This window comes from Marinobacter oulmenensis, assembly GCF_014201735.1.
Taxonomy (GTDB): domain Bacteria; phylum Pseudomonadota; class Gammaproteobacteria; order Pseudomonadales; family Oleiphilaceae; genus Marinobacter; species Marinobacter oulmenensis.
On record NZ_JACHFE010000002.1, the window covers coordinates 608,943 to 631,808 of the forward strand.

Consider the following 22,866-nt stretch of genomic DNA (forward strand, 5'->3'; position numbering starts at 1 on the left):
CCTCGCTGGACACTCCAAGAATGTAGCATCAGGGGTACGCGAGGCCTCAAGTGACATCTTGGTAACAGCAAGGCAAGGAAGTGCCGTGAATAAAACGGCTAAAGCAGCCTCGAATGAGGCTGACGGCGGTCTCAGATGCCAAGCGACATTGATAGTGAGATGTCAGGATTGGATGGGCGTTGCAGGGCCGCCCCCGACACCGTCAAGACACGCCCGACACTCAGATCTGCGTAAAACCGCCTGCCCCGGAAGCGGAGTGCAACTTCTCCGGCGCTCGCTTCAAACCGCGGGCCATCCCTGGTTGCCTCGGATGCAGCCCATCCTTTCAGGAAGGACACCACCAGATAGGAGTTAACGGCATTGCCAAATAGTGACGCGTACGCCGGGCTTCGCGCTTTCATCCGTATCCAGCCACCTTCGTTGGCTGACATCGACTGGCCGTTAAACCCCTGCATCATCGACGGCCCGGCTAGCACCACATACTCCGAGGAAGCGAGGTCATCCGGAGCAATCTGGTAACGCCCGTCCAGCCCGACATTCCAGTCAAAAACCGAGCGCCGCAAAGAAGCGGCCAGATTGATCTTGTAATATTCAGTGTCCGTTAAAGATTCCTCATCAGGGCCCGAGAACTCGCGATTTTCAATGCCTCCCAGAACCCCCAGATCGCCCTGCCAGACAAAGCCGCCCTTCAACGCCTGTTCGCTGGAACAATAAACCCCGAAGTTTGCCAGCTCATGAGACGTATCGGAGACCCACGCAGACTCACGGTAGTTGCGACTGGTAAAGGTCGAGTACTGGAAGGCCGTCTCCACATCAATCCCTCGCCAGGCCCCCATCGGTCGGGCTCCCGAAAAGGACAGCGTCCGGTTATCGCTCTCTGTGTCAAAGCGATCCTCATCTCCCAGAACAACGGTGGAGTATTCACTGCCACCCAGGGAAAGGTGAAACCGCCCCCCTGCCATAGCTAACGAGTAATCCAGCTCCAGGCTCTTGGACTCATCTTCCTGGCGACGGGAGGCAGAGTCCTGATAGTTTACGGCAACGTCGTGAGCTTCAGACATCGTGAAGCGAACAGCCGTTTCATCCCTCGCCTCCGTAGAATGGTCCGAAAACTCCAGGTGACTTGAAAGATACCGGGCGGCATATTTCACAAGATCCTGTGAATACCGGGTAAGCTCATTTATTGTGGGAGAAACCTGCCCCATTGCGTACCCGGAGCCAACTGGCACGCACCAGAACAGGGCAATGAAAATAAAGAATTTCAAGCCGGAACCCTTGGAAAAATCGATAAGTTAACGAACTTTAAAAAATACAGGCTCCACAAGCCATAGCCTTTTGCCAACACTTACAATTTTAATGTTACGTAAAATCTGACGGTTAAACCTACATATCAAGAAATAACATCAATTGTTTCCGGTTACTTTCCTAAGATTATGTAACTTTCAGGCCTGTCATTTCTTACAATCATTGCACCTCCGTGCATTAATCAATACAACTTGGGTAAACTCGGCACAATTTGTGAGTGCTGCCTAATGGCATTGAGTATGCCGCTGATCAAAAGCAGGCAGCGGCTACGCTTAGGACCCTGACCGTTAAGGATGAAAGACATGATCAAGAAATGCCTGTTCCCCGTTGCTGGCTACGGCACCCGCTTCCTTCCAGCCACCAAAGCCATGCCCAAAGAGATCCTGCCGATTGTCAACAAGCCACTCGTGCAGTACGGCGTAGAAGAAGCTGCCGAGGCTGGCGTCCATGAATTCGGTTTTGTGACTGGTCGTGGCAAACGTGCCATTGAGGATCATTTCGATATCAGCTTTGAGCTGGAACATCAGATCGCCGGCACCGGTAAGGAAGATCTGCTCGCGTCCATCCGGGACCTGATCAACAACAACAGCTTTGCCTTTACCCGCCAGAACGAAATGAAAGGCCTCGGGCATGCCATCCTGACCGGGCGCAACCTGGTGGGCGACAATCCGTTTGCCGTTGTACTTGCCGATGACTTCTGTCTGGGCCCGGAAGACGGGGACGGCGTTCTGGCGCAGATGGTCAGGCTGTACAACCAGTTCCGCTGTTCCATCGTCGCCATCGAGGAGGTGCCGGCGGATGAGACCCACAAATACGGCGTAATCGCTGGCGAGGCTATGAAGGATGGCCTCTATCGGATTACTGACATGGTGGAAAAGCCCGCCCCGGAGGATGCTCCGAGCAACCTGGCTATCATCGGCCGCTACATTCTGACGCCGGATATTTTCGACATCATTGAACGAACCAAGCCCGGCAAGAATGGCGAGGTACAGATCACCGACGCCCTGCTCGAACAGGCCCAGAATGGTTGTGTACTGGCCTACCAGTTCAAGGGCCGGCGTTTTGACTGCGGCAGCATTGACGGCTTTGTCGAAGCCACCAACCATGTCTACGAGAACGTCTACAAGAAAGGCAAGGCGTGATTAGCGGGACAGCAACTGCATCACCATGCGCCGGTTATCGTTATCGCTTTTACGAAACCGGCGCAGCAGTTCCATTTCGTCTTCAGACAGCTGAACTCGGCTGATTTCCTGCTCCAGCTGTCTGAGGGCCGCCGACAGGTCATCGCCATTACTGAACGCCAGCCCCGGCAACTCCAACTGGCCACTGTCAGCCCCTTCGTCCATGTCGAGCAAATCTTCCAGCGGCGTTTCTGTTTTCAGGCAAAGGTCCAGCAATTCACCGACCCCTGGATAACGCCGCTTTCGGGCATCCATCGCTTCCCAACAACGCACCTCTGCCTCATTCACATCACACATGTCAGCAATATCCGTCAGGGACCAGTGGCCGGCTTCCCGGATACGACGCAACCGGCGGTTAAATGACTGCAGATAGCGCATGCTCGGATATCCCTGAACAGGTAATGGAGAAGGTGGATGCACTCCGGGAATGTAGCGTACAAACAGCTCTGAAAACAATCGCCCAGGCCGGGCAAAATTTTCCATCCAAAGAGGTTGACCCACCCCCGCGAAATCCGTATATTTCGTCTCCGTTGCAGGGCACAGGACCATAGCTCAGTTGGTTAGAGCGCTACCTTGACATGGTAGAGGTCCCCAGTTCGAATCTGGGTGGTCCTACCAATCCTGCCAGGAAAGTCAGCAAGTTACGGGTTCCGTAAATGCTGGCTTTTTTTGTTTCTGGGCCCCTTGTCTGGAACACAGAACACCGCCCCGGCTCAGTTGCCCTCCTCCCGGGCCACCATGCCCTGCCCGGCTCTTACCAGCTCGCCGTCATCGCTCGCCTCTATGGAATAGACACTCACCCGATTACGCCCACTGCGTTTGGCCTGGTACAGCGCCTGATCCGCCCGGTGCAGAAGAACATCCAGAGCGACACCGTGAGTCAGGCTGGCAACCCCCACACTGATCGTAAAACGCAGGGAAACGTCACTGTCTGCTTCAATATCCGTCGCCTCGACGGCTTTGCGGAGCTTTTCTGCAACAACAACAGCCTCGCCTTCCTCACAGCCGGGGAGCAGGATGACAAACTCCTCACCGCCCAGGCGCGCCAACAGGTCCGTCGTCCGGCTCTGGGCGCGTAAAAGGTCCGCCAGTTTTACCAGAACCCGGTCACCAACCTGGTGGCCATGGCTGTCATTGATCGTCTTGAAGCGGTCCGCATCGATCGCAAGCACGCACAGCCGCACGCGGTCCTGCAGCGCCAGTGAGCGAAGATGTTCCGCTTCATCCATGAAGTACCGCCGGTTATACAGACGCGTCAGCGGGTCTGTTGTGGCCTGTCGCCTCAACTCAGCCTGGGAAGCCTTGATCCGCTCCAGAATCCGGATTCTGTGAGCAATAATGAACGCCAGCATCAGTGCTTCCAGCGTGATACCGATACCCACCCCGTGGCTGGCAACGTAACTGAATCCGATCAGTCCTTTGTAGTAAAGCACCGCAATGGCATTGAACAACAGGAAAAACGAATGGCCGACAATGAAGTAGCCAGCAAACGGATTGCCCTTGCGAAACAGGGAGATCGCCACCGACATGGTGAAAAACATAATCACCGCGGCCAGTGAACTTGCAGGCTCCAGCGCCCCCTGGATGTCGAAAATACCGTAGATAAAGTCGGCCACCAGCACCGCCAGCAGAACCGTCAGTATCCGGTGTTCGGTCGGATACTGGTGGCGGGTCTCGAAAATCGAGGTCATGAACAGGATCAGGAAAATGGGCATGGTGATCAGGGTCAGGTGCAGGTGAAACACAGCCTCCCCGTAGGCCTCGAACACGTTGGCAATAAAACCGTAGGAAAGCGCAATCCAGAGCAGCCCCGAGACCAGGTAGAGCGAGTAGAACACGTTCTCCTTGCGCCTGGCGGCGAAGAACAACAGAACGTTGTAGAAAATCAGGGCCAGCAACACCCCAACCAGCAGCGCAATGTCGTTGTACTGGCCCACCAGGGCAAGCCGCGAATGTTCTTTGTCCAGCAACAGCAGCGAGAACCATTGATGGGAATAGGACACACTTTCTACATAGAGCGTCCGGGAAGCACCCGCGGGCAACTCGAATTCATAGATGGCGGTCCCACGATACATCAGGCTGCTGTCCGGATCCCTGTCCAGATCCAGCACCTGACGATCAATCAACTCGCCCGCCCGCTCCAGATAGAACCCGGCGACTCGATTGTGGTAGGCATAGGGATGATGGAGAAAAAGCTGCCGGGAGCGTCCCGACTCGTTGACCAGATGAATGCGTGACCAGGTTGTCTTCGCTCTGGTGCCCAGCGCCAACTCATTGTCTGACGGAATGAAGTCCCGGGTTCGGACCTGTTCGTAATCGAGATTGCCAGACTCATCGACGAAATAGGCCATCGGGAAGACATCAAGATCAACCGCCCCGGCCCCAATAGTGACGCTCCCCGAGGCAAACGTCGCAGCCGGGAGGCACAACAGCATAATCAGTACAAGAAACCTGGCCACGAAATTGTTTACTACTCCCAAGACTGCCCCGCAGGCAGTGGAAAACCCTCATGAGATACGGCGAGCAGCCCCTCCAGCCGCCTCATATCCACCCTTCTCACGAATCAGGTCAGGCCCTTGATCGAGTTATTCCACATAAGGAAGGGCCAATATCAGCGCTCGGATGAAGTCAGGCAAGTTTCGAAATCTAGCAGCAGTTGCCGGCAGGCGCCAAGATATCCACTGCCAAAAAGATTGTAGTGATTCAGGGCATGATACAGGTTGTAGATGCTACGTTTAGCGGGGTACGCCATCGTCCGGGGCCAGACCCGGTCATAGGCCTGATAGAATGCGGGCTCGAAGCCACCGAAAAACTCGGTCATCGCCAGATCGGCCTCCCGGTCCCCATAGTAAACAGCCGGGTCGATGAGCCAGGCCCGTTCACGGTCAAACAGAGCATTCCCCGACCAGAGATCTCCATGAATCAGGCTCGGCCTGTCGCAATGACGGTTGAGAAAGGCAACCAGCGCCACCGCATTGCGTGACAACACCTGTTCAAACTCTGCCCTCACCTGACTGTTACGGATAAGCCCCACCTGGTAGCCCAACCGGTAATCCAGAAAGAACTGCCCCCAGTCGTCGGACCAGGTGTTCTTCTGGCGCGCAAGCCCGATGTAGTTGTCATGATCCAGACCGTAACGCGTTGCCTGTTGCTGATGAATCCCGGCCAGCCCTTCCCCGAGACCCGCCATCAGGTCCGCGGTGGCCGGCCTGCCAAAGATGCGTGGAATCACCAGAGTCTTTTCATCCACAGACAGGACCTCCGGTATGGCAACACCGGCGGTACCACTGGCCTGCACTGCCTCCCGGAGAAGATCCAGGCCCCGAGCCTCGCAGGTCAGGGCATCCGCAAAGCCCGACTCATTGGTTTTGCTGAACGTATCCATAAAACTACCAGTCATCTCCGTTCTGCTTTTCCTGCTCATCCAGTTCCGCTTTGCGCTTCCGAATTTTTTCCAGACGATGCTCGGGAATCTTCATATTGGCGCTGTCTTTCAGAAACAGCAGGCTTCCAAGGACAAGCGCAAAAGCGGCCAGTAGAATCAGCCATCCGATCAGGGGCATGAGCACACTCCGTTTGATATATAATGATGAGTTTACATGCCCCCGACTGATCCCGGAAACCAGAGCAGCCCAGGCTATGCGCGCTACGTTTGAAACCACCGTCGACTCTCCCACCACAGCCGTCGATGCCCTTGCGGACATCTCCGGTCTGTCAAAGCAGAAAATAAAGGATGCGATGGCCAAGGGTGCCTGCTGGTGGCAGGTGAAAGGCAAAACGGTCCGTCTTCGCAAAGCCAAGCGTCTTCTGAAACCAGGCACACATATCCAGCTGTTCTATGATGACCAGGTGCTGGCAAGGCATCCCGAGCAGCCTCGCCTGGTGGAGAATACCGGCCGTTACAGCGTCTGGCACAAACCTCACGGCCTGCTGTCCCAGGGCTCACAATGGGGCGATCACTGCAGCCTGTTACGACTGGTGGAAACCATCCTGGCGACGCCCAGCTTTCTGGTGCACCGGCTGGATGCGGACGCTGCGGGACTGATGCTGATTGCCCATGACGGCAAGGCGGCAGCAGCTCTTTCGCAACTGTTTTCAGGGCGAACGGTCACCAAGGTGTATCAGGCAAGCGTGGAAGGAGAACTGATTTGCCAGGACCGGCTGATTGAAACACCCCTGGATGGCAAAACCGCGGTATCGCGGGTATCCACCCTCAAAACGGATCCCGACGGCGGAACCAGCAGGGTGCAAGTCATCATCGAGACCGGGCGCAAGCACCAGATCCGGCGGCATCTGGCCGGCATCGGTCATCCCATTGTGGGGGACCGCCTTTACGGCGAGTCACACCCGGACGGGCTGAGGCTGGAGGCGGTTTACCTGGCGTTTCACTGCCCTTTGACGAACCGGCAACAAGCGTTCGGAGAAGAGCCGGCAGCAACCTGAGCCGGGTGGGCAACGCTAGACGTTGTAGAACCCGCGATACCAGTCGATAAACCGGGCCATCCCCTCCTCAATGGAGGTCTGCGACCTATAACCGACATCTCTGGTCAGATCCTTCACGTCGGCGTAGGTCGCCAGGACATCGCCAGGTTGCATGGGCAAAAGATTCCTGTCGGCTTTTTTACCCACGCAGGATTCGATGATTTCGATGAATCGAGACAATTCCACCGGGTTGTTGCTGCCAATATTGTAAAGCCGATACGGGGCCCGACTGCTGCCCGGGTCCGGCTCAAGCCCCTGCCAGTCCGGATTGGGCGTGGCCACCTGATCAAGACTGAGAACAACCCCTTCAACAATATCGTCAATGTAGGTGAAGTCACGCTGGTGATGGCCATGATTGAACACATCAATGGTTTCGCCAGCCAGAATCTTGCGGGTAAAGATAAAAGGCGCCATGTCGGGCCGGCCCCAGGGGCCGTACACCGTAAAAAAGCGCAGGCCGGTAGTCGGCAGGTTGTAGAGATGGCTATAGGTATGGGCCATCAGCTCATTGGCCTTTTTCGAGGCGGCATAAAGGCTCAGGGGATGGTCCACATTGTCGTGGACCGAGAACGGCATGGTCTCGTTGGCACCGTAGACCGAACTGCTGGAGGCATACACCAGATGCTGCACATCGTTGTGGCGACAGCCCTCCAGAATGTTCATGAAACCGACCAGATTGGCGTCCACGTAGGCGTTCGGATTTTCGATGGAATAGCGAACGCCGGCCTGGGCGGCCAGGTGCACCACCCGCTCCGGCTGTTCAGCCCTGAAGAGTTCCGCCATGGCCTCACGGTCAGCTACATCCTGGCGGATTTCGGTAAACCCCGGCTTTCCCCGCAAGCCATCGAGACGGGCTTCTTTCAGGTTCACATCGTAATAGTCATTGACGTTATCCACCCCAATGACCTGATCGCCACGATCCAGCAGCCTGTGCGCCAGATGCGCGCCGATAAAGCCCGCGGTTCCGGTTACCAGAACTTTCACCCGTTACTCTCCCTTCAGGTCAGGTGACGCCTGCCCGGCATCAGTCGAAGTCGATGCCCAGGCGCCGCCCCACTTCCTCGTAGGTTTCGATGACGCTGCCAAGACCCTGGCGGAAGCGGTCCTTGTCCATCTTCTTGCGGGTATCCCGGTCCCAGATCCGGCAACCATCCGGGCTGAACTCATCGCCCAGAACGATGGTGCCACCACTGCGACCGAACTCCAGCTTGTAATCCACCAGCAGCATGCCGGCGTCGGCGAACAGGGCCTTGAGTACATCGTTGACCTTATAGGTCAGCGTTTTCATCTGATTGAGCTCGTCCGCCGTGGCCCAGCCGAAGGTGACGGCCAGGGACTCATTGACCATCGGATCGTGGAGCTGGTCGTTTTTCAGGAACAGCTCATAGGTCGGCGGGTTCAGGTCCTGGCCTTCCTCAACACCAAGCCGGCGACAAAGACTGCCAGCGGACACATTACGGACCACGCATTCGACCGGAATCATGTCCAGCTTGCGCACCAGTGACTCGGTGTTCGAAAGCAGCTGTTCAAAGTGGGTGGGAACGCCAGCCGCTTCCAGCTTTTCCATGATGAAGGCATTGAACTTGTTGTTCACCATGCCTTTACGGTCGAGCTGCTCCACTTTCTCGCCGTCGAAGGCGGAGGTATCATCCCGGAACGCCAGAACAAACCGCTCGGGATCATCGGTCCGGTAAACCGACTTGGCTTTGCCGGCATACAATTCTTCGCGCTTTTCCATTCTTGTCTCCAGAAGAAGGCGGCCTGTGCCGCCCCCAGAATCAGTTCAGGTCGTCAAACAACAGGGTCAGCAGGTCACCGGAGCTGTGATCACCAGTATAGTCATCACTCCGGTCCACGGTGACCAGAACCGCGTCGGCTCCACCCTTCACATCAACGGTGTGGGTATGAACCAGCTCCGGAGAGCTACCCAGGCTTGAGAGCCAGCCGCCACCACGCTCGTCCGCCGTGCGGAAATCGACACGGAACCAGCCCTCTTCCCGGTTCATGTCCACCACCGCCACATCGGAGGCTTCCAGAGAGCGGCTCAACTCGGCCCAGGCACGGTCGTAGCCAAGCTCGACACGCATCGCCAGCGGTACGTCGTTGTGCTTCATGAGGCTAACCTGGGGCCGGGAAATCATGTCTGAAGCGGCCCGGGAAACGGACTTGCTGTTCTCCCTTCCCTGCAGGAAGGTACTCAGGCCCGACAGCAGCTCTTTCTGCTGCGCCAGCGCCTGATCTGAAACCGATGCCCGCTCGTCCCAGGGCAGAAGCCCCTCGGGAGAACTTTCCAGCGTCAGCTTGCGAACACGGATCTCCGTCGTCTTGCGGCGAACCCCCGGTGTCAGACGGGCCTGGACCACAACACGGTCTTCGTCGGCACTCGGTTCCCCCGGAAGCCCCAGAAGATCACGGCTGCGCTTGCTGAAGTTGGCCAGTTCACTTTGCAGAACACCGGCCTGTGGGCTCTGTTCCGCCACTCCCAGTCCGGTCTCGTTCATCCAGGCACTGACTGCGGGCCAGAGTTGCCCGGGAACCTCGTTGACCAGCAGCCAGGCACGGCCATCCAGTTCCTCAATCACATAGTTTTCATCGAGGATCTCCGAGGTCATATCCGGTGGTGTTGGTAATTCGGACGGATAGTATCGGCGGGTGTCGCTGGTACTGATATTGCGGATCGGCATGGCCTGCCCGATGCGGGACGCATCGGCGCCCTCCGGCACCTCAATCATTTCCCCTTCAGGGGCACTGACATAACGTTCGGAACGGTCTTCCACCAGGCTGCAGCCAGCCAGGGCGGAGAAAAACAGAATCCCGGCCAGCGGCCGGGAAACGGACAATGTCTTGGAACGGGCTCCTGAAAGAACCTGCATCGAGTTACTCCGGTTAAGGGGTGGTTACTGCGGCCTCAGAGAACACCTGAGGCCTTGAGTGCTTCTTCCACCTCACCGTGGAACTTTTCACTGAGCTGGGTCAGCGGCAGACGGATGCCCTCACCGATCATGCCCATCCGTTGCAGAGCCCACTTCACAGGGATTGGGTTGGCTTCAAGGAAAAGCTTGCGGTTGAGAGGCATCAGGAGCTCGTTCAGTCGCTGGGTCTCTTCCTCATTACCGGCGATCGCTGCGGCGCACAGATCGGCCATGCCACGGGGGGCTACATTGGCGGTGACCGAGACGTTACCTTTGCCGCCTGCCAGCATCAGGTCTGCGGCCGTAGCATCGTCACCGGAATACACGGCCAGCCGACCATCCAGCGCCTCAATCAGTTCCGCCCCCCGGGGGATATTACCGGTGGCATCCTTGATACCCACGATATTGGGGATGTCTGCCAGGCGCAGAACGGTCTCATTGAGCATGTCGCAGGCGGTCCGGCCCGGCACGTTATAAAGCATCTGTTTCATACCCGGAACGGCTTCGGCGATCGCTTTGAAGTGCTGGTACAGGCCTTCCTGGGTCGGCTTGTTGTAGTACGGGACCACCAGCAGACAGGCATCGGCACCCAGCTTTTCGGCACGGCTGGTCAGCTCGATGGCCTCCCGGGTACTGTTACCGCCAGTGCCGGCGATTACGGGAATCCGGCCGGCAACGCGATCGATAATATGACCAATGGTCCGGATATGCTCATCCGGGTCCAGCGTCGCGGATTCACCGGTGGTGCCAACCGCCACGATACCATTGGTGCCGTTCTCAATATGGAAATCGACCAGTTTATCCAGATGCTCCCAGTGAATGTCACCATTGGGGTGCATGGGCGTGACCAGTGCGACAAGGCTACCCGTAATCATAAAAGCTCCGTCCGAATAAAACCGATATGGTAATGTTGGGCCTGAACTGACACAAGAGTACTGAAGGAGATGTCATGTCATCCGTAGCATTGAACCAGCCCATTCCCGATTTCGAGGCTCCGGCAACCGGTGATCAGACCATCCGGCCAGCGGACCTGCGGGGGAAAAACATCGTCATCTATTTCTACCCGAAAGACAATACTCCGGGCTGCACAACTGAAGGACAGGACTTCCGCGACCGCATGGAACAGTTCGAGGAACTGGACACTGTCATCCTCGGCGTGTCCCGCGATGGCCTGAAAGCCCATGAAAACTTCCGGGCCAAGCAGAACTTTCCGTTCCACCTGATTTCTGACCGGGACGAAGCCCTGTGCAAACTGTTCGACGTCATCAAGCCCAAGAAGCTTTATGGCAAGGAACACATGGGCATCGAGCGCAGCACCTTCCTGTTTGATGCCGGGGGCGTTCTCCGTCAGGAATGGCGCGGCGTCAAGGTCAAGGGCCATGCCGACGAAGTGCTGGAGGCCGTGCGGGGGCTCTAGGCCCGCTCTCATACCAGCAAAGCTGCAAGCAGAAACAGGCGATGCGCACCCGTGCCGGAAATCACGATAGTGGTCTGGTATGAGGCCTCGCCTGCTGCCTACGGCCGCACCCAGCGATAACCGTAATACCCCTCGCTATTGCGGTAGCCCATGCGTAGCCAGCCAACGCCCGCCGGGTCAATGCTCATACGCCCTTCGATATAGATATCGTCCATCGCTTGCCAGTGTTCGCCGCCATCGCGGCTGAGCAGCATATGGCGACCATCGCCACGGCCTTTTTCGACGATGAGCGCGTTCTCGCTGGCGTACAGGCTACCCAGTCGGGCATTACCGGCCGTAAGCACCGGCGACCACTGCCCCTGATGCAGGCGATACAGGGTATGGCGAGTGGGTTCGGGACTCCGGTAGAGGCCAAAGAGCTGGCCGCCGGGGCCGTTTTCGATCCTGGTCAGGCTGCCGTCGCGGCGGGCGGCGGAGAGGATCTCGCCAGTGCGGGCATTGAGCCGGTAGATACCCACCCCCGAAACTGTGCTGTAACGGTCACCGGTGAAGGCATAAAGCTGGCCGGCATCATCCAGATGCCACCGAAAGCGATCACTCGTGCGGTCGCTGTGTGACTCCTTGCCGACCACGCTGGCATCGTATTCGCGCAGCCGGTCGTCGGTCGCGAGTATGCGCCAGTGCTGGCCTCTGTCTTCCGACAGGTAGATAGTCTGGAAGCCATCGACCCAGACTCGCTGATCGTCAATACCGATGATTTTCGGTACATAGGCTTTTTCAAGTACGTTCCGGGCGGCGACACGCCAGTGATGGCCGAAATCGTTTGAAACGAAAACCGTCCGGTTCGCGATACCCGGCAGTTCGGCAATGAGGTAGCACACGCCATTCGGCCCGCACTGCAGGTTCTTGACGTCGCCCTGCAGGCGAGCGACGACGGCCAACCGGCCATCAGTGCTGCGCAACAGATAGCTCAGGCCAAGCGGGTCCCGCTGCCGTAACATGCGCTCAACCTGTTGCTCGGGATCGCTCGGATCGGCTTCAGGAGTGGATAACAGGCAGTTGAGCACCGGGCGCGCATCGCCTGTCGCCACGCGCCCACCGGCCTGGCAGGCATCGGGACAGCGACCCTCACGCGTACAGGCTTCGACCTCTCCGTCCCGGCCGGTCGAGGCGACGCTCAGCAACACATCTTCGCCCGCCGCCGCGGTCTTCAGCTCGCTCCAGTCCACCGGCTCGGCCAGCTTCGTGGCCAGATGCTGTTTCGGCTGGTTGTGCCAGCCATCGGCATAGCCAACAAACAGGTACCAGTAGAAGCCAAATACCGCGTAACAGAGCAATGCCGTGAGCACCCACGGCCGTATCCATACAGGGACCATGGTCAGAACATCTCATTAACCGTTGGACTTCGGCGCTGACGTAACCGCCACTGAAACGCGATACCCAGAATCCTTTCGATGGGTGGGTGGGCGCGTTTTCGATAATAGCCATGATGGAAACGTTCGCCGATCAGGGCCACACCCCCAATGAGCAGCATCAGCATCAGTAGCACCGTGCCGCCGAACTGGAGCAACCCGATCCAGTCCCAGTAGTCGGGGCCAACACCGCGGTCATACCAGCCATACACCTCAAAACTGAGCATCAGGACCGAGAAGAACACCGGGATGAAGGCCGCAAGCCCCAGCACAATACGGCGCCCCATCGGCGTATGCGGTGTCCCCTTGTACACAATATGGGCATTGCCGTCACTATGATTAAGCAGGCCGCGCACCTCGCCATCGCACATAGAGGTGAGCAGGACGACACGGTCACCTTCAGCCAGGAACACCGGCTGCCGGCGGATCAGAACCGGGTCGATCATCCGGAGCCAGTCCCAGGCCCCGGCGCGCAAGTGGAAGGTTTCGCCCGAACAGCGCAACTGGTATTCGTCCATGGTAAAGCTGTGGCGCCCACTGCCGTAGGTGCGCGACACCACGCCAACATAGCTCAACGGCCCCTGGAGCAGTCCCATGCCATCGTATACACCGTCGGCCAGGGCCAGATCGGGGGCGCTCGCATAGGACGGGGGTGCAGACAAGGCTGGCTGCCGGCCATTACGAAGCCCATCCAGCGCGGCCCACAGCCGGCGTCGCCCGGGGTGGCATTCCAGCAGCAGCCGATACAAAGACCACCCCAATGTGCCCGCGGCACTCGCGAACAGCAGGATCCTCAGTAAGCTCCAGCCCAGATTAACAGTGCCGGGTAACATCAGCGCGATGGCGATCGGCACCCAGCATAGTGCGAGCGCAAACGAGGGCAGCCAGCGCCGCCGTACCGGCTCAGCGGCCCAGACCCTGTTATCAGCATCGCTGATCCAGTGCAGCCAGGCGCTGCCATCGCGCAGGCGATGCGCGCCGATGAGCACCGTATCGCCGTGATGTAGCTGGCGTTGCAGGCTTTCCACGTCGAACTGTTTCGCATCGAAGAAAAACACCCCGCCGTCGGTGATGAGCCGGTAAACCGTCATGCCGTCATTGATCGCCATGCGCTTGAGATCCTGACAGGCCACGCGTACAAAGAAGATCGCCCCTGTACGCTGAGGAACCGGCTGTGTGGAATCACAGGTTGCCATTACGGACCCTCTGTTGAGCGAAGTGTGGAATCGTCATCGGGCTGTCGCACCGTGCCCGTATCGAACCGACGTGTTTCAAAGTTCGAGGTATCAATGCCGCGACGCTCGAAGTCGGCTTTTACCTGCGTCACCGCCGCATCGAAGGCGGCGTCGGTCATGCCGTGATAACGGGAGGCCATAACCATTAGCCGGGGCGCGGGCGTCATCTGACTCCAACGTGCAATCAGCGTCATTGGGAGACGCTGATTGGCCAGGTCGATCTGTTCCGGGATGTCGTCGACGTTGCGATAGCTTACACGCCAACTGATATCCGGCAGGGCCCGACCGGTGCGGCTTTCGGCATCCACGCCCCTGGGCGGCAACAGGAAAAAGAACAAGGTCTGCTCGCCTTGCACCGGGCGCAGGGAAATCTTCGAATAGCGGGATACCGACAGGGCCGCATCATGCTGGATGCCCATCCGATAACCTTCGGCCTCATCATTGATGATGAAGTCCAGGACTTTGCCGGCCGTGTTCATGGTATCCAGCGAATCAATGCCAATACCATGAATCTTGATATTCGGCACCAGAACGGGCTTGACCGCCCCGTCCTGGGTGTTACTCCATAAATAGACAGGGCCCTTTTCAGCGACCGCACTCTGAAGAAGACTTCGGCTTTGTTCGAGGGCCGCGGGAGCGCGCTCGGCGACATCGTCCAACGGGCCGGACCTGAGCCCGTTCATGTCGCAAGAGCGGATCGCGTATGTCAGCGGCAGCAGCATCATGGCCAACGCAGCCCATTTGCTATGGCGCGTCATCTGGTGCCTGAACTGGCGTTCAGCCTGCTGGTTGGCCCGACTCATAAGACCGGCCGTCGCGCCCCGGGCATCATCGCGCGCCGTCGTTTGATCATCGCTGGCCCTGTCAGGGCGGTGCGAAACAGTGTCGTTGGACGTGGCCTGCGGCGCCGGCTCCTGGCTCACATCGGCGCGTGTTGCCGTATCACCTGTGCTGGTTGCGGCCTTGGCAACTTGCTGACGAGCCGCCGGCGAATCGGCGAACACACCTGCACAGCCAAGCACCGAAGGGGCTGGAGAAGCCTCGTCCGACAACGCCTGAATTCGTGCGCGCACCGTATCGACAAACGCCACGTAATCCAGAAGGTCCTCGCAATAGTGGCGTGCATCCAGATGGAAACAGAGACGCCGCTGGTCGGCCAGCGTCAACCGTAACGACGGCGCACTGCGCTCCCAGCGCAAGAGCCCGACATCCCAGTCAACGGCATGGCTTTCAATATCGGCAAAATCGACACGCCCGAACAGATGGGAAACAAACCCCGAACCATCGATTGTTATCGTGTCTGCACGCCCCCGTGCACGACGGATATGCCAGCCGAATACCGCCAGTACCGTGAGCCAGATGGCCACGGCGATCACGCCGATGGTCAACGTGGCCGGCTCTGAGGTGTGTTTGTGGATAATCGGTAGAGCGATCGCCAACACGGCCAGACCGACCATAGCGACCAGCCAAGCCACGCCACGCAGATCGACACGATCATGGTGGTAATACAAGATATCCGGCGAACTCATCCTTTTACATCCATCAAGCCTGTCCCTGGAACTCCGCCTCTAAACCCTATAACGCTCCGGGCACCCCCTCATTCTTCAATGGTCGGTGGTGGCACTGTTTCCTTCACCGGCCAGGCGGCAAACACCGCCTTGAGCATGGTGGCCAGCGGAATGGCGAAAAACACACCCCACAGACCCCAAATGCCGCCGAAAAAGAGCACCGCCACGATAATCGCCACCGGGTGCAGATTGTTCACCTCGGAAAACAGAATGGGCACCAGAACGTTACCATCCAGCGCCTGAATCACGCCATAGGCCACCATTACCCAGATAAACTGGCTGCCCCAGCCGAAGGCAAACAGGCCAATCATGGCCACCGGGATGGTGACCACGGCCGCACCGATATAGGGAATCACCACGCTCAGCCCCACCAGCAGAGACAACAGCGCCGCGTAGGGCATGCCCAGCACCTTGAAGGCCAGGTAGGTAACGCCGCCGACAATGACGATTTCCAGCGCCTTGCCACGAACGTAGTTCGCGCACTGCAGATTCACTTCGTGCCAGATGCGCACCATCATCGGCCGCTGGGGCGGCAGCAGCCGGGCGATGGAATTGACCAGTACCCGCCGGTCTTTCAGGAAAAAGAACACCAGAATCGGCACCAGCACAATGTAAATCAGCAGTGCCACCACATCCGGAATACTGGACAGGGAGAAAGACACCAGCCACTGGGTCAGACGCCCGGCCTCGGTGGATATTTCCTGATACACCGAGTTAACGGCCTCCACCGACACCAGTTGCGGGTAACGCTGGGGAAGCAGTTCGAGATAGGTCTGCAACTCACCGATAATGCGGGGAGCCTCAGCCGCCAGGTTGCTGACCTGGGTCCAGATCAATGGCAGCAGACCGAACAGGAAACCGATCAGCCCGCCCAGAAAGACCACAAACACACCAATGATGGCCAGGAGTTCGGGGATCCCCAGCCGGTTAAGCTTGGCAACCAGCCCCTGCAGGATAAAAGCAATAATCAACGACGCGATGGCCGGGGCCAGCATGGCGCCGAACCAGATAATGAAGACAGTCCCCGCCACCAGAAGCAGGAACAGGATGACCGCTTCCTCGTCGGAAAAGTATTTATGCGCAAGTCCGCGTAAGATTCTGACCATGTAAGACTCCGGGAATTAACCGCCGCACTCTATCACGAAACGGTACTCGCCATGATCCTCCGATTGGCTGATCAGGGCGTGGGCGCTCATATCCACCCAGGCGGGAATGTCCCGGGATGAGCCGGCATCGGTGGCAATCACCTGCAACCGTTCACCGGCAGACATACCATTGAGTTCCAGTTTGGTTTTCAGCAGCGGCATCGGGCACCGAAGACCACTGGCATCCAAGACTCGCTCAGCCATAATTCGTTCTACCATTAACATTCAGATAACAGACAAGCGGGCATTATGCCGGGGGTGTTACCCTATTGCATCTCAAGACTTGCTAATAATCAGAGAACTTTTGCCCGAGAAACAGTGTCTAAGAGACACTGTAACGAACCGGCAACCAATGCATCAGGGGTGACGCAGGATTTCATGAAACACACGATCAGCCGTCTGGCTAACTGCCGGGCCATACACATCCTGGTACTGCTGACCGCTCTGTTAAGCACAGCCATCATCCCGGCACTGGCCCAGAGCCAGAACCTTCCGGACATTGGAGGTAACGGCGGACTGCTCTCCGATCAGTTAGAAAATGAAATCGGCCAACAGGTCATGTCCTCCATCCGGCGCTCGACCCGCACCATCCAGGACCCATTGGTCTACGACTATCTCGGCAACATCACCTATCGCCTGGTACCCTCGGCGCCGCTGGAAAACCGGGATCTGCAGCTGGTCATTATTGATAACTCGGCGATCAACGCCTTTGCCGTGCCCGGCGGCATTGTTGGCGTCAACGGTGGGCTGTTCCTGAATGCCGCCACCGAACAGCAGTTTGCCTCTGTGCTGGCCCACGAACTGGCTCACCTTAGCCAGCACCACTTCGCGCGGCGCATGGAGCAGCAGGAGACCACAACACCCCTGACCGTGGCCGGCATGATCGCCGGTATTATTCTCTCTGCCGTCACCCAGTCCGACATCGGGCTTGCCGCAATCGCCGGTACCCAGGCGATGACCATGCAGAACATGCTGGCCTATAGCCGGGCCCACGAAAAGGAAGCCGACCGGGTGGGCATGGAAATCCTTGCCAGTGCCGGGTTGGACCCCCGGGGTATGCCGGAAATGTTCGAAATCATGATGCGGCGCAACCGCCTGCAGGGCAACCGGCTGCCCGAATACCTCTCCACGCACCCACTGACCCAGAGCCGGGTGGCCGACACCTGGAACCGGGCCAGTCAGTATTCGGGCCAACGGGTGGCCGACAGTCAGGAATACCACCTGATGCGTCACCGCCTGCAGGTGCATTACGCCAAATCACCGGAGCTGGCGATCAGGACCTTCGAATCCGAACTCGAGAAAGACGATCCTGATCACCTCGAAGCCCTGCGTTACGGACTGGCAGTAGCCTATCAGGAGAACCGGGAGTATGACCGGGCTGAACAGGTACTGAGGGAGCTTCTTGACGGCAATCCAGGCCGGATCACTTTCCAGGTGACCCTGGCAGAAGTACTGATAGACCATGAGAATTACGATAGCGCCCGGGAACTGCTCAAACAGGCCCTGGCCCGTAACCCCGAGAATTATCCAATCAGTTACACCCTGGCCATGGCCGAACTGGGGGACGGCAATGGCGCGACAGCAGCCGACCTGCTTGAGGAACTCGCACGCCAGCACCCGGAGCAGGAGCTGCTCTGGCTGAAACTGGCCGAAGCGGAAGGCATGGCCCGCAATATTGTCGGTGTGCACCGGGCGCGGGCGGAATACTACCTGCTGATGGGAGACCTGACATCCGCCCAGCGCCAACTACGCCAGGCCCAGGACATCCTGCCGGCCAGTTCCACGGAACGTCAGGTGATCAGCGAGCGCCTGGGCGAAATCAGCGAGCGGATGCAGGCCAGAAACCGGTAATCAGGCGTTACCGGCGGCCTTGAGATTCATATCGGCAGTAAAGTCGAGCATGCGGCGAAGCGGGCGCAGTGCATCTTCCCGAAGCTCCGGGTCCACATGCACTTCCTGATCCCCTTCCTGCAGCACCCGCAACAGGTTTTCCAGACCGTTCATCGCCATCCACGGGCAGTGGGCACAGCTGCGGCAGGTTGCACCATTGCCTGCTGTAGGCGCCTCAATCAGGGTCTTGTTGGGCGCCAGTTGCTGCATCTTGTAGAAGATGCCGTTATCGGTGGCCACGATAAACTCTTCATTCGGCAGCGTCTGCACCGCATGAATCAGCTGTGACGTGGAGCCCACCACATCGGCCGCCTCAACCACCGCATCCGGGGACTCCGGATGAACCAGCACTGCCGCATCCGGGTAGAGGGCCTTGAGATCCTCAAGCCCGCGGAACTTGAACTCCTCATGAACAATGCAGGAACCATCCCAGAGCAGGACGTCAGCACCGGTGGTCTTCTGCACGTAGTGGCCCAGGTGCTTGTCCGGTGCCCAGAGGATTTTTTCACCCCTGGCATCCAGATTCTCAACGATGGCCTGGGCGCAACTGGAGGTGACCACCCAGTCCGCGCGGGCCTTGACCGCCGCAGACGTGTTGGCATAAACCACCACGGTCCGGTCCGGATGCTGATCGCAGAACTCGGCAAACTCGTCCGCCGGGCAGCCCACGTCCAGGGAGCAGGTTGCCTCCAGGGTCGGCATGAGCACGCGTTTCTCCGGATTCAGGATCTTGGCGGTTTCCCCCATGAAGCGTACACCGGCAACGACCACGGTGGATGCCGGATGCTGGTTACCGAAACGGGCCATTTCGAGCGAATCGGCCACGCAGCCGCCGGTTTCTTCAGCCAGCCGCTGGATATCGGGGTCGGTGTAGTAATGGGCGACCAGAACCGCATCCTTCTCCTTCAGGGTCTCCTTGATGCGCGCTTCCAGTTCGGCCTTCTCTGACTCGGTCAGAGGTTTGGGCTCGGCCTGGTGGGCCAGGTGTTCCTGAACGAGAATACGGTCTTGCGTTCGAGTCATGGCTGGATCTCTGAATAACATTTACCGGAGGAGTATATCACTTCAAGGCCCGGCTTCACGGACCTGTCATACAGCGGTGGCAGTCTATCGAATGCCAATGCCCACTGTCCCGGAATATGGGTTCGTGCAGCCAAAAAAAAAGAGCCCGAAGGCTCTTTTTTCGCAATCCGGTTATAAGTCCGGTCTTGCATGTTGGTGGGTCGTGAAGGATTCGAACCTTCGACCAATTGGTTAAAAGCCAACTGCTCTACCAACTGAGCTAACGACCCTCAACTGGTTTGCCGGCTTTCCATCCGGCGAGCCCTGCACGGGCAGGCCCCTGAATAATGGTGGGTCGTGAAGGATTCGAACCTTCGACCAATTGGTTAAAAGCCAACTGCTCTACCAACTGAGCTAACGACCCCGAACGAGGCGCATATAGTACTGAATTTTTTTGCTTGATCAACCCCTTTTTCCGGGATTGCCCCAAATTTTTCAGTCGCTGGTCAGCACGCCACCAATGCGCTCAGAAAACGCTCAACCAGAGGCCTTGTCCAGGTATTTCCGGGCAAGTTCTGCGGATCCGGAATCCGGGTAGTTTTCCACCACTTCGCTCATCCGGCGTTCGGCTTCGTCTTTCTCACCAAGCCGGTCAAGAGTCACCCCCAGCTTGTAGATGGCATCCGGCGCCTTGCGATGATCGGCGTAACGGGTCGCCACAATGGTGAAAGCCTGCTTGGCCTGTTCCAACTGGGGCTTGGCCAGATACACCTCACCCAGCCAGTAGTAGGCATTGACCGTCAGATCGCCTTCCGGATAGGTATCGATGAACTCGTAGAGCTGGTTGATCGCCGTATCAAAGTCCTTCTCCTCGCGGATCAGCTTGATGATGGCGTCATAGGTTTCTTTTTCCTCAGTACCGGGTGCCCGATAGGCTTTGCGCTCAGGTTTGTCGCCAGAGCCAGAGGCGGCATCACCCGTCCCGGCAGATGGCTGAGTGGCCTGCTTTTCCATGGCGCTGGACAGATCCAGAATGCGCTGATCCAGATCCACGTATCGGTCCCTGCCCTGCTGCTGGAGACGCTCTATCTGGTTCTGCTGCTCTTCCACCCGGCCCTGCAACTCGCGCACGGTGCGCTGCAACTGCTGGATCATGTAGAAAAGCTCGGCAGTCGCCTGGTTATCGGCCGCCTTGCGCTGGGCTTCCGAGGCATTGTTCTGGAATGCGGGGGTAGACGACTGTGCATGGCCCAATCCCGCCAGGCCAAGGCTCAGCGGGATCAGCACTGCCGCCATGAGTTTTCTGCTCATGGGAACATCCGTTGCAACTGATGATTATTCGAAAACAAGCTCAACACGGCGGTTCTGGGCCCAGGCGCTTTCGCTGGAACCACGGACAGCCGGCTTTTCCTCACCATAGCTTACGGTTTCGATCTGGCCACGGGAAGCCCCGTTGACAATCAGGAAGCGCTGAACCGCCTTGGCACGACGCTCACCCAGGGCCAGGTTGTATTCCTTGGTGCCGCGTTCATCGGCGTGGCCTTCCAGGCGAACATCCTCACGGGGATTGTCAGCCAGGTAACGGGCATGAGCGATCAGCACGTCACGGGCCTCCGGCTTGATTTCGGAGGTATCGAAATCAAAGTAGAAGGTGGTTACGTCCCGCAGTGCAGCCTGACGGCTCTGTTCGGCTTCTTCCTGTGCCGCCTGACGCTCTTCGTCAGTCATCGCGGTGGAAGACACGCCGCCGTCACCATCTGCTCCGTCGTAAACGGTGGCACCACCTTCCTGGTTGATGGCTTCAACGTCAGAGCCAGCGGCCTGACCTTCTTCCATGGGCTCACCGGTGGAACTACAACCGGCTACCAGCCCGGCAGACAGCAGCATTGCGAAAACCTTGCTCGACAAGGACAGTTTCATTTTGAGTCTCCTCTGGTTACCTGTTTGTCAGTTTAATCAGGAAAATACCGGCAACGACACCGTTACCGGGTAATCGGCCCCCAGGCCGGGTCTCGTACTTCGCCTTCTGCGGCGGGCAGGCTATAGGCTGCACCGCCATCCGCTGACACCACAGTCAGAACGCTGTTGCCGCCCTCTCGGGTGGCATAGATCAGCAATCTGCCATTCGGCGACAGACTGGGGGAATCATCGGATTCGGTCCGCGTGATCACGCTCTCCTGGCCATTGCTCAGGTTGGTCCGGGCAATGTGGAACGAACTGTCACGCTGGTGCACATAGTAGACGTAGTCGCCTTCCGGGCCCGGGCGCGCCCGGGCGTTATACCGGCTACCGAAGGTAATCCGGCGCGGCTCGGCACCGGGCCGGTCCATGTGATAGATCTGGGGCCCGCCGGAACGGTCCGAGGTAAAGAAAATACCCCGGCCGGTATGGTCCCAGGCACCCTCGGTATCAATCGCCCAATGGTCGGTAAGGCGGGTAATCTGATCCGAGGCCATGTCCATCTCATAGACTTCGGCATTGCCGTCCCGTGACAGGGTCATCAGCAGTGACTTCCCGTCCGGAGACCAGGCCGGTGCGGAATTAAGGCCCGGGAAATCGGCAACCTTCCGGCGCTGGCCGGTGGTCAACTCATGCACAAACACCACGGGCTTGCCGGTTTCAAACGACACATAGGCCAACCGCTTGCCGTCCGGTGACCAGGCTGGCGAGAGAATGGGCTCATCGGATTCCAGCCGGACCCTGGTCCGCTTGCCATCCACATCGCTCACCTGAAGGTGATAGCGGATGTTATCCCCGGCGCCGGTCACGGTGACGTAAGCCAGCTTGGTTGAGAACACACCGGCATTGCCGGTAATCGCCTCGTAAACGCGATCGCTGATGTGATGTCCCAGGGAGCGGACGTTACTGGCCGGCGCCGAGGCGGTCTCACCCAGAATCCGCTCTTCCCGATTGACATCGAACAGTTCAAAACGGGCTTCTATCTGGTCACCGCTGCGGTTGAGCGATCCCACCAGCAGATAACGCTGACCCAACATGCGCCAGTCCCGGAAATACACTTCAGAACGCTTGGACGGAAGACTGAGCATCTTCGACGGCTGCAACGGGCGGAACTCCCCACTCATCGCCAGATCCGACTGTACAATGCTGCTAACGCTGTCGCCCGCTGGCATGTTGCCACTCTCAGCAAACGGCACTACCGCAATGGGAACCGCGGAGTCCGCCCCTTCGGTTATCCGGATCAGCAATTCGGCTCTGGCACTGCCAGCGCTGACCAGAAAAACCGCCAGCCAGACCAGCAGTCTGAACCGGGCAAATGTTGTCCTGAAAGCGTGTCGGTGTGTCATCTGCGTCATAGG

General features: G+C 58.3%; 22 protein-coding genes and 3 tRNA genes. 5 read left to right on the forward strand and 20 right to left on the reverse strand.

Annotated features, from left to right (window positions below):
- Positions 1 to 131: 131 nt before the first annotated feature.
- Positions 132 to 1,061 carry a ShlB/FhaC/HecB family hemolysin secretion/activation protein gene (locus HNR38_RS06005; RefSeq protein WP_183700754.1) on the reverse strand — a complete coding sequence of 310 codons (930 nt, stop codon included), beginning with the start codon at positions 1,059 to 1,061 and terminating at the stop codon, positions 132 to 134.
- A 546-nt stretch (positions 1,062 to 1,607) separates the two neighbouring features.
- On the opposite strand from HNR38_RS06005, the gene galU reads away from it, so the two are divergent.
- Complete coding sequence (gene galU, locus HNR38_RS06010; RefSeq protein WP_183700756.1) at positions 1,608 to 2,447, forward strand: UTP--glucose-1-phosphate uridylyltransferase GalU; 840 nt, start codon at positions 1,608 to 1,610, stop codon at positions 2,445 to 2,447.
- Here galU and HNR38_RS06015 read toward each other — a convergent pair whose 3' ends face one another.
- The gene (locus tag HNR38_RS06015; RefSeq protein ID WP_183700758.1) at positions 2,448 to 2,864 is read right to left on the reverse strand and encodes a helix-turn-helix domain-containing protein; all 417 of its coding nucleotides are present in this window, start codon (positions 2,862 to 2,864) and stop codon (positions 2,448 to 2,450) included.
- 163 nt (positions 2,865 to 3,027) lie between these two features.
- On the opposite strand from HNR38_RS06015, the gene HNR38_RS06020 reads away from it, so the two are divergent.
- Positions 3,028 to 3,104: transfer RNA gene (locus HNR38_RS06020), tRNA-Val, on the forward strand.
- Between the two features lie 95 nt (positions 3,105 to 3,199).
- Here HNR38_RS06020 and HNR38_RS06025 read toward each other — a convergent pair.
- The 3 genes from HNR38_RS06025 to HNR38_RS06035 all read right to left on the reverse strand — a co-directional run bounded on the left by HNR38_RS06025 (position 3,200) and on the right by HNR38_RS06035 (position 6,049).
- Entirely contained in the window at positions 3,200 to 4,945 is a 1,746-nt protein-coding gene (locus tag HNR38_RS06025) for a diguanylate cyclase (protein ID WP_183700760.1), read from the reverse strand.
- Between the two features lie 152 nt (positions 4,946 to 5,097).
- Positions 5,098 to 5,886, reverse strand: a complete 789-nt coding sequence (locus tag HNR38_RS06030) for a fructosamine kinase family protein (RefSeq protein ID WP_246362414.1) — start codon at positions 5,884 to 5,886, stop codon at positions 5,098 to 5,100.
- On the reverse strand, positions 5,876 to 6,049 hold the full coding sequence (locus HNR38_RS06035; RefSeq protein ID WP_183700762.1) for a DUF2897 family protein: 174 nt from the start codon (positions 6,047 to 6,049) through the stop codon (positions 5,876 to 5,878). The genes HNR38_RS06030 and HNR38_RS06035 overlap by 11 nt, the downstream gene beginning before the upstream one ends.
- A gap of 76 nt (positions 6,050 to 6,125) precedes the next feature.
- Here HNR38_RS06035 and HNR38_RS06040 point away from each other — a divergent pair, with 76 nt between their 5' ends.
- A complete protein-coding gene (locus tag HNR38_RS06040) occupies positions 6,126 to 6,929 on the forward strand; it encodes a pseudouridine synthase family protein (protein WP_183700764.1) in 804 nt (267 codons plus the stop codon).
- A 15-nt stretch (positions 6,930 to 6,944) separates the two neighbouring features.
- On the opposite strand, the gene HNR38_RS06045 is transcribed toward HNR38_RS06040, so the two are convergent.
- The 4 genes from HNR38_RS06045 to dapA are packed head-to-tail and all read right to left on the reverse strand — an operon-like array spanning position 6,945 to position 10,755.
- Positions 6,945 to 7,952 (reverse strand): NAD-dependent epimerase/dehydratase family protein, encoded by a 1,008-nt coding sequence (locus HNR38_RS06045; RefSeq protein ID WP_183700766.1) that lies wholly within the window; start codon positions 7,950 to 7,952, stop codon positions 6,945 to 6,947.
- Positions 7,953 to 7,992: 40 nt separating this feature from the next.
- Complete coding sequence (gene purC, locus HNR38_RS06050) at positions 7,993 to 8,706, reverse strand: phosphoribosylaminoimidazolesuccinocarboxamide synthase (protein WP_183700768.1); 714 nt, start codon at positions 8,704 to 8,706, stop codon at positions 7,993 to 7,995.
- A 40-nt stretch (positions 8,707 to 8,746) separates the two neighbouring features.
- The gene (gene bamC / locus HNR38_RS06055) at positions 8,747 to 9,841 is read right to left on the reverse strand and encodes an outer membrane protein assembly factor BamC (protein WP_183700770.1); all 1,095 of its coding nucleotides are present in this window, start codon (positions 9,839 to 9,841) and stop codon (positions 8,747 to 8,749) included.
- Positions 9,842 to 9,876: 35 nt separating this feature from the next.
- Entirely contained in the window at positions 9,877 to 10,755 is an 879-nt protein-coding gene (gene dapA, locus HNR38_RS06060) for a 4-hydroxy-tetrahydrodipicolinate synthase (RefSeq protein ID WP_183700772.1), read from the reverse strand.
- A gap of 74 nt (positions 10,756 to 10,829) precedes the next feature.
- Here dapA and HNR38_RS06065 point away from each other — a divergent pair, with 74 nt between their 5' ends.
- The gene (locus HNR38_RS06065; RefSeq protein WP_183700774.1) at positions 10,830 to 11,297 is read left to right on the forward strand and encodes a peroxiredoxin; all 468 of its coding nucleotides are present in this window, start codon (positions 10,830 to 10,832) and stop codon (positions 11,295 to 11,297) included.
- Between the two features lie 98 nt (positions 11,298 to 11,395).
- Here the strand turns inward: HNR38_RS06065 and HNR38_RS06070 are convergent, their stop codons facing one another.
- From HNR38_RS06070 to HNR38_RS06090, 5 genes are all read right to left on the reverse strand, one after another.
- The gene (locus tag HNR38_RS06070) at positions 11,396 to 12,673 is read right to left on the reverse strand and encodes a beta propeller repeat protein (protein WP_183700776.1); all 1,278 of its coding nucleotides are present in this window, start codon (positions 12,671 to 12,673) and stop codon (positions 11,396 to 11,398) included.
- Between the two features lie 2 nt (positions 12,674 to 12,675).
- Positions 12,676 to 13,818 carry a hypothetical protein gene (locus HNR38_RS06075; RefSeq protein ID WP_183700778.1) on the reverse strand — a complete coding sequence of 381 codons (1,143 nt, stop codon included), beginning with the start codon at positions 13,816 to 13,818 and terminating at the stop codon, positions 12,676 to 12,678.
- An 86-nt stretch (positions 13,819 to 13,904) separates the two neighbouring features.
- A complete protein-coding gene (locus HNR38_RS06080) occupies positions 13,905 to 15,473 on the reverse strand; it encodes a hypothetical protein (protein WP_183700780.1) in 1,569 nt (522 codons plus the stop codon).
- 68 nt (positions 15,474 to 15,541) lie between these two features.
- A complete protein-coding gene (locus HNR38_RS06085) occupies positions 15,542 to 16,618 on the reverse strand; it encodes an AI-2E family transporter (RefSeq protein ID WP_183700783.1) in 1,077 nt (358 codons plus the stop codon).
- A 15-nt stretch (positions 16,619 to 16,633) separates the two neighbouring features.
- Positions 16,634 to 16,861, reverse strand: a complete 228-nt coding sequence (locus HNR38_RS06090) for a sulfurtransferase TusA family protein (protein ID WP_183700785.1) — start codon at positions 16,859 to 16,861, stop codon at positions 16,634 to 16,636.
- Positions 16,862 to 17,035: 174 nt separating this feature from the next.
- Here HNR38_RS06090 and HNR38_RS06095 point away from each other — a divergent pair, with 174 nt between their 5' ends.
- Complete coding sequence (locus HNR38_RS06095) at positions 17,036 to 18,508, forward strand: M48 family metalloprotease (RefSeq protein ID WP_183700786.1); 1,473 nt, start codon at positions 17,036 to 17,038, stop codon at positions 18,506 to 18,508.
- Here the strand turns inward: HNR38_RS06095 and nadA are convergent, their stop codons facing one another.
- From nadA to tolB, 6 genes are all read right to left on the reverse strand, one after another.
- Entirely contained in the window at positions 18,509 to 19,570 is a 1,062-nt protein-coding gene (gene nadA / locus HNR38_RS06100; RefSeq protein ID WP_183700788.1) for a quinolinate synthase NadA, read from the reverse strand.
- Positions 19,571 to 19,763: 193 nt separating this feature from the next.
- A tRNA-Lys gene (locus HNR38_RS06105) sits at positions 19,764 to 19,839 on the reverse strand.
- A gap of 58 nt (positions 19,840 to 19,897) precedes the next feature.
- Positions 19,898 to 19,973 (reverse strand) — tRNA-Lys (locus HNR38_RS06110).
- A 113-nt stretch (positions 19,974 to 20,086) separates the two neighbouring features.
- Positions 20,087 to 20,860 (reverse strand): tol-pal system protein YbgF, encoded by a 774-nt coding sequence (ybgF, locus tag HNR38_RS06115; protein ID WP_183700790.1) that lies wholly within the window; start codon positions 20,858 to 20,860, stop codon positions 20,087 to 20,089.
- A gap of 24 nt (positions 20,861 to 20,884) precedes the next feature.
- On the reverse strand, positions 20,885 to 21,469 hold the full coding sequence (gene pal / locus HNR38_RS06120) for a peptidoglycan-associated lipoprotein Pal (protein ID WP_183700792.1): 585 nt from the start codon (positions 21,467 to 21,469) through the stop codon (positions 20,885 to 20,887).
- Positions 21,470 to 21,531: 62 nt separating this feature from the next.
- On the reverse strand, positions 21,532 to 22,863 hold the full coding sequence (tolB, locus tag HNR38_RS06125) for a Tol-Pal system beta propeller repeat protein TolB (protein ID WP_379919094.1): 1,332 nt from the start codon (positions 22,861 to 22,863) through the stop codon (positions 21,532 to 21,534).
- Positions 22,864 to 22,866: the final 3 nt, after the last annotated feature.

Excerpts from the sequence above, each read along its gene's own strand:
- HNR38_RS06005 (WP_183700754.1), bottom strand. The coding sequence starts at position 1,061 with ATGTCTGAAGCTCACGACGTTGCCGTAAACTATCAGGACTCTGCCTCC.
- galU (WP_183700756.1), top strand. The coding sequence starts at position 1,608 with ATGATCAAGAAATGCCTGTTCCCCGTTGCTGGCTACGGCACCCGCTTC.
- HNR38_RS06015 (WP_183700758.1), bottom strand. The coding sequence starts at position 2,864 with ATGCGCTATCTGCAGTCATTTAACCGCCGGTTGCGTCGTATCCGGGAA.
- HNR38_RS06030 (WP_246362414.1), bottom strand. The coding sequence starts at position 5,886 with ATGACTGGTAGTTTTATGGATACGTTCAGCAAAACCAATGAGTCGGGC.
- HNR38_RS06035 (WP_183700762.1), bottom strand. The coding sequence starts at position 6,049 with ATGCCCCTGATCGGATGGCTGATTCTACTGGCCGCTTTTGCGCTTGTC.
- HNR38_RS06040 (WP_183700764.1), top strand. The coding sequence starts at position 6,126 with ATGCGCGCTACGTTTGAAACCACCGTCGACTCTCCCACCACAGCCGTC.
- purC (WP_183700768.1), bottom strand. The coding sequence starts at position 8,706 with ATGGAAAAGCGCGAAGAATTGTATGCCGGCAAAGCCAAGTCGGTTTAC.
- bamC (WP_183700770.1), bottom strand. The coding sequence starts at position 9,841 with ATGCAGGTTCTTTCAGGAGCCCGTTCCAAGACATTGTCCGTTTCCCGG.
- dapA (WP_183700772.1), bottom strand. The coding sequence starts at position 10,755 with ATGATTACGGGTAGCCTTGTCGCACTGGTCACGCCCATGCACCCCAAT.
- HNR38_RS06065 (WP_183700774.1), top strand. The coding sequence starts at position 10,830 with ATGTCATCCGTAGCATTGAACCAGCCCATTCCCGATTTCGAGGCTCCG.
- HNR38_RS06070 (WP_183700776.1), bottom strand. The coding sequence starts at position 12,673 with ATGGTCCCTGTATGGATACGGCCGTGGGTGCTCACGGCATTGCTCTGT.
- HNR38_RS06075 (WP_183700778.1), bottom strand. The coding sequence starts at position 13,818 with ATGGCGATCAATGACGGCATGACGGTTTACCGGCTCATCACCGACGGC.
- HNR38_RS06080 (WP_183700780.1), bottom strand. The coding sequence starts at position 15,473 with ATGAGTTCGCCGGATATCTTGTATTACCACCATGATCGTGTCGATCTG.
- HNR38_RS06085 (WP_183700783.1), bottom strand. The coding sequence starts at position 16,618 with ATGGTCAGAATCTTACGCGGACTTGCGCATAAATACTTTTCCGACGAG.
- HNR38_RS06090 (WP_183700785.1), bottom strand. The coding sequence starts at position 16,861 with ATGGCTGAGCGAGTCTTGGATGCCAGTGGTCTTCGGTGCCCGATGCCG.
- HNR38_RS06095 (WP_183700786.1), top strand. The coding sequence starts at position 17,036 with ATGAAACACACGATCAGCCGTCTGGCTAACTGCCGGGCCATACACATC.
- nadA (WP_183700788.1), bottom strand. The coding sequence starts at position 19,570 with ATGACTCGAACGCAAGACCGTATTCTCGTTCAGGAACACCTGGCCCAC.
- ybgF (WP_183700790.1), bottom strand. The coding sequence starts at position 20,860 with ATGAGCAGAAAACTCATGGCGGCAGTGCTGATCCCGCTGAGCCTTGGC.
- pal (WP_183700792.1), bottom strand. The coding sequence starts at position 21,469 with ATGAAACTGTCCTTGTCGAGCAAGGTTTTCGCAATGCTGCTGTCTGCC.
- tolB (WP_379919094.1), bottom strand. The coding sequence starts at position 22,863 with ATGACGCAGATGACACACCGACACGCTTTCAGGACAACATTTGCCCGG.